The organism is Streptomyces solincola (assembly GCF_002982015.1).
Classification (GTDB): Bacteria; Actinomycetota; Actinomycetes; order Streptomycetales; family Streptomycetaceae; genus Streptomyces; species Streptomyces solincola.
On the sequence record NZ_PVLV01000125.1, the window covers coordinates 1 to 2,669 of the forward strand.

The window sequence follows — 2,669 nt, forward strand, 5'->3', positions numbered from 1 at the left end:
CCGGGGGACCGTGGACACCGTCCGGATCGGCCCCGGGCAGGCCGCCGCCGGCCGGGGCGACCTGCCCGGGGCCGATCCGGACGGTGTCCACGGTCCCCCGGTCGTGGGTGTGCACGGTGTTGTCGGCGAAGCCGAGCAGTTCGTCGGCGCCCTGGTCGTTGGCGGTGAGCCACAGCCGGCGGCCGGTCTCGGTGGCGGCCAGCTCGCGCAGCGCGTCCAGCGGCATGGTGTGCGAGACGCCGGTGACCTGGGCGGTGACCGGCAGGGCCGCCAGGAAGGGGCCGAGCGCGTTGAGGAAGCGGCCGAACGGCTTCATGGGGAGCGGCAGCACCGTGCGGGCCAGCCTGCCCAGTTCGGCCGGGTAGACGAAGGGGCCGGCGAAGGCGATGCCGTACCGGTCCAGGGTGTCCTCGGTCTGGGCGTACGAGGAGGTGGGGCGGACCCCGAGGCGTTCGAGCAGGTCGATGGAGCCGAGGCTGGAGGTGTAGGCGCGCGACCCGGTCTTGACGACCGGTACGCCGGTGGCGGCGGCGACGAACGCGGCCGCCGTGGAGACGTTGAAGGTGGCGGGCCCGCCGCCGGTGCCGACGGTGTTGACGGTGCCGGGCCAGGGGCCGGCGGGCACGGCGGTGCGCCGTTCGTCGAGGGTGTCCAGCAGGGCGCGCAGCGTTTCGGGGCCGGGGAGCCTGGTGGTCAGCGACGCCAGCAGGGCGACGGCCTGCTCCTTTCCGAGCGTGCCGTCGCCGAGCCGGTGCCACAGGGACCGCCAGGTCTCGCGCTCGGCCACCGGGCGCTGGGCCAGCAGTCCGGTGAGCGCGTCGTGCATGGCTAGCCCCTCACTCCCTGCGGCGCGCCGGCGATGAAGGCGTCGATGGCGGCGACGCTGCGGAAGTTGTCGGGGTCCAGGTCGGCGTCGCCGACGTCGAGGGAGAAGTGGTCCTCCACCCAGGCGATGAGCTTGAGCACGCCGAGGCTGTCGATGATGCCGTCGGAGAGCAGGTCGTGGTCGTCGCGCAGGTCCTGCGGGGTGAGGTCCGGCAGGAACTCCTCGATGACGAACTTCTTGATGGTGTCGATGTTGCTCATGGCGTCCTTCCTTCGGCGGTGGCGAGTCCGGCCTTCGCGGGAGTGCCGGCGCGGTCGAGCGCGGCGCGGTCGACCTTTCCCGTAGGGGTCTTGGGCAGCGGGTCGTCGGTGATCCGCAGCTCGGAGGGGACGGCGGCCTTGGGCAGGTTGCGCGCGCAGTGCTCCTTGAGCTGGAGGCTGTTGAGCGGCTTGCCGGGGGCGCGGCGCACCGAGGCGACGAGCCTGCGTCCGGTGAGCGGGTCGGGCCGGGCGGTGACGCCGGCCTCCAGCACGGCCGGGTGGGTCTGGAGCACCCGCTCGACCTCGGCGGTGTTGACGGCGGTGCCGCGCACCTTGACCTGGAAGTCGACCCGGCCGGTCAGGTGCAGCATCCCGTCGGCGTCCCGGCGGACCAGGTCGCCGGTGCGGAACCAGGCCCGGTCGTCCAGCCCGAGGGGGTGGCCGGTGAACGTGCCGCGGTGCCGGGCGGCGTCGAGGTAGCCGGGGGCCTGGAACGGCGTGGAGACGTACAGCTCGCCGCCGCCGGGCCCCTCCAGAAGGTCGCCGTGGGCGTCCAGGACGAGTGCCTGGACGCCGGGCAGCGGCCGGCCGATCGGCGCGGGCGGGAAGACGACCGCGCCGGGCGCGAGTTCGTGCAGGAAGCTGTCGTTGGTCTCGGTGCAGCCGTAGACGTTGTACAGCCGGGCCCGGGGGAAGAGCCGGGGCAGCGCGGCCAGGGTGCGGTCGGGCATGGCGTCGCCGGTGAACAGCGCGTGCCGTACGGAGGTGAGTTCCGCGCCGGCCCGGCGCGCGGCGTCCTCCAGGAGTCCGTACGCCATCGGCACCGCCTGCACCACGTGCACCTGGTGGCGTTGCAGCAGCCCGAGCAGGTGCCGGCCGTTGACGGCGTGGTCGGGGTCGACCAGGACGACCCGGCCGCCGTGGGCGAGGGTGGTCCACACGTCGAGCAGGCACAGGTCGAAGTTGAGCGGGGCGTGGTTGAGCACGGTGGCGCCGGGGCCGATGCCGAAGGCGGGGCCGGCCCAGGCGGTGAACCGGTCGACGGCCGCCGAGGTCAGCGGCACGATCTTGGGCAGCCCGGTGGAGCCGGAGGTGGTGAGCAGCAGGACGGCGCCGGCGGGCACGGGCAGCGCGGCCGTGTCCGGGTCGGCCGGTGGCAGCAGGCGTGCCGGCTCGCCCTCGGGGGCGAGGACGTGGCGGCAGCCGGCCTGGGCGAACAGCTCGGTGAGGGTGGTGTCGGCGAGCGCCGGGGAGGGCAGCAGCAGCGGGCGGCCGGAGGTCAGGCAGGCCAGCACCAGGGCGACGGCGGCCGGGGACTTGGCGGCCAGCACGCCGACCGGCTCGCCGGGGCCGGCGCCGAGCAGCGCCAGGCGCTCGCGCTCCCGGCCGACGGCCGCCGACAGCTCGGCGTACGTGGTGACCTGGTCGTGCCAGACGAGCGCCGGGGCGTCGGGCTGTTCGCGCACCTGGGTGAGGAAGCCGCCGACCAGGCCGAGGTGGTCAGTCATCGCCGCCTCCGCCGTGGGCGGCGCTCTCGGGCGCGATCTCGACCCAGCCGCTCTTGACGGCGGGGCCGGCGGGGG

Annotated in this window: 3 protein-coding genes; all 3 read right to left on the reverse strand. The window is 75.0% G+C overall.

Annotated features, from left to right (window positions below; translation table 11 throughout):
* A partial coding sequence (locus tag C6N75_RS10320) for a hypothetical protein (RefSeq protein ID WP_105868580.1) occupies nt 1-826 on the reverse strand: 826 nt, incomplete at its 3' end.
* A 2-nt stretch (nt 827-828) separates the two neighbouring features.
* Nucleotides 829-1,086 (reverse strand): acyl carrier protein, encoded by a 258-nt coding sequence (locus C6N75_RS10325; RefSeq protein WP_105868581.1) that lies wholly within the window; start codon nt 1,084-1,086, stop codon nt 829-831.
* Nucleotides 1,083-2,594 (reverse strand): AMP-binding protein, encoded by a 1,512-nt coding sequence (locus tag C6N75_RS10330; protein WP_105868582.1) that lies wholly within the window; start codon nt 2,592-2,594, stop codon nt 1,083-1,085. The genes C6N75_RS10325 and C6N75_RS10330 overlap by 4 nt, the downstream gene beginning before the upstream one ends.
* Nucleotides 2,595-2,669 lie beyond the last annotated feature (75 nt).